The sequence below is a fragment of the Geminicoccaceae bacterium genome, assembly GCA_020638465.1.
Classification (GTDB): Bacteria; Pseudomonadota; Alphaproteobacteria; order Geminicoccales; family Geminicoccaceae; genus JAGREO01.
Map to the genome: position 1 here is coordinate 1 of JACKIM010000005.1, position 1,547 is coordinate 1,547.

Annotated in this window: 2 protein-coding genes; both read right to left on the reverse strand. The window is 63.2% G+C overall.

The features are described 5' to 3' along the window. Positions 1–29 precede the first annotated feature (29 nt). Positions 30–1,286, reverse strand: coding sequence for a sirohydrochlorin chelatase (locus H6851_21555; protein MCB9946185.1), 1,257 nt, complete (start codon positions 1,284–1,286; stop codon positions 30–32). 39 nt (positions 1,287–1,325) lie between these two features. Beyond that, complete coding sequence (locus H6851_21560; GenBank protein ID MCB9946186.1) at positions 1,326–1,544, reverse strand: hypothetical protein; 219 nt, start codon at positions 1,542–1,544, stop codon at positions 1,326–1,328. Positions 1,545–1,547: the final 3 nt, after the last annotated feature.

Below are 1,547 nucleotides of genomic sequence, written 5' to 3' on the forward strand. Positions count from 1 at the left end.
TCACGAATGGGCGTTGGCGCGGTCACCACTCAGCTCTTCTTCTTTTCCATCGAGCGTGGCCCCTGCGGATGGTCGGCATGCGGATAGGGATGGTGATGATGATCGTGCGAATGGCCATGGCTATGGTCGTGACCATGCGAGTGGCCATGTTCGTGGTCATGTTCGTGGTCATGCGCATGCGGGTGGTCATGGTCATGCCCGTGGTCGTGGTGGTGCCCATGATCATGGTGATGATCGTGACCGTGCTTGTGATCGTGATCGTGCGGATGATCGTGATCATGCGAATGGTCATGCACCGGTTCGAGCGATGCCGGGCTCGCATGGCTGTGCACCGGCGTCCATGGCAGCCCGTGCGCCTTGCAGAAATCCTCGTCCCGGCAGGACGCGTCGCAGTCACCGTTGCACGGGCAGTTTTCCAGACCGCCGCCAATGCCTTCGACATGGTGGTGATGGCTCTCCTGCGGCAGTCCGACCTCGGCCTCGAAGCCCAGCACCTGCTCTCGGTACTTGCACATCTGGCAGTTCATCAGCGCCTGGCCGTCGACGATCTCCTGCACCCGGTCCTGGAAGGTGTCGAGCACCAGCGGATGGTCGCTCAGGTAAGACGCCTTGATGAACTGGATCTCCGGATGGTCGGCTGCCACCACGTCGGTCTCGGAGTAGATCCGCTTGACCAGGACGCCGGTGAACAGGAAATAGGGAAACACGATGATGCGCTTGTAGCCGAGCTTCGCCGCATGGCTCAGCCCCGGCCCGACCAGCGGGAAGGTCACGCCGGAATAGCAGGTCTCGCCCCAGCCGAAGCCGAAACCTTCCCACAGCATCCGCATCACCTTCGACACGTTCGAATTGGCGTCCGGATCAGAGGATCCCCGGCCGACAACCATTAACAGTGTGTCATGCAGGGCAACCTCGCCCTGCTCCCTGTTGGCCGTGTCGAGCGCCTCCTGGATGCGCGCGCCGGCGGCGCGAATCATCTTCAAATCGATGCCGAGCTCGCGCCCGTAATTGATCACTGTGCCCGGATTTTGCGCCTGGTAGGTGTTGAGCACGGAAGGGATGTCGTTCTTGGCGTGGCCGGCGGCAAACAGCATGCCAGGCACCGCCAGGACGCGGGTGACGCCCTTGGCGCGCAGCCGGTCGAGCCCTTCGGAGATCACTGGGTTGCAGAACTCCAGGTAGCCATATTCCACCGGAACATCCGGATAGCGGGCTTTCAGGCCTTCGGCGACCGTGGCGAATTCGCGTGCGGCGTTCTGGTTACGGCTGCCGTGGCCGCAAACCATGATGCCGGTCTTCTCGGGGATCCCGCTGTTGCTCACGATTCAGGCCTCCGCGGATTCGGTTTGCTTGCCGCCATCGGCCTTGCCGGATCTGTCCTCGTCGGCGGCCTTGCCCTTCTTGCCGCGCTTGATGGCCCAGGCCGCGATCGCTCCCGCGGCAGCAGCCGCCGCCCAGCCGACCCAGTGCGAATGGCCCGCCAGATCGCCGACATGGCCGCCATGGGCCAACGCCGCATGAGTGCAAAGGACAGAACCGGCAATGGA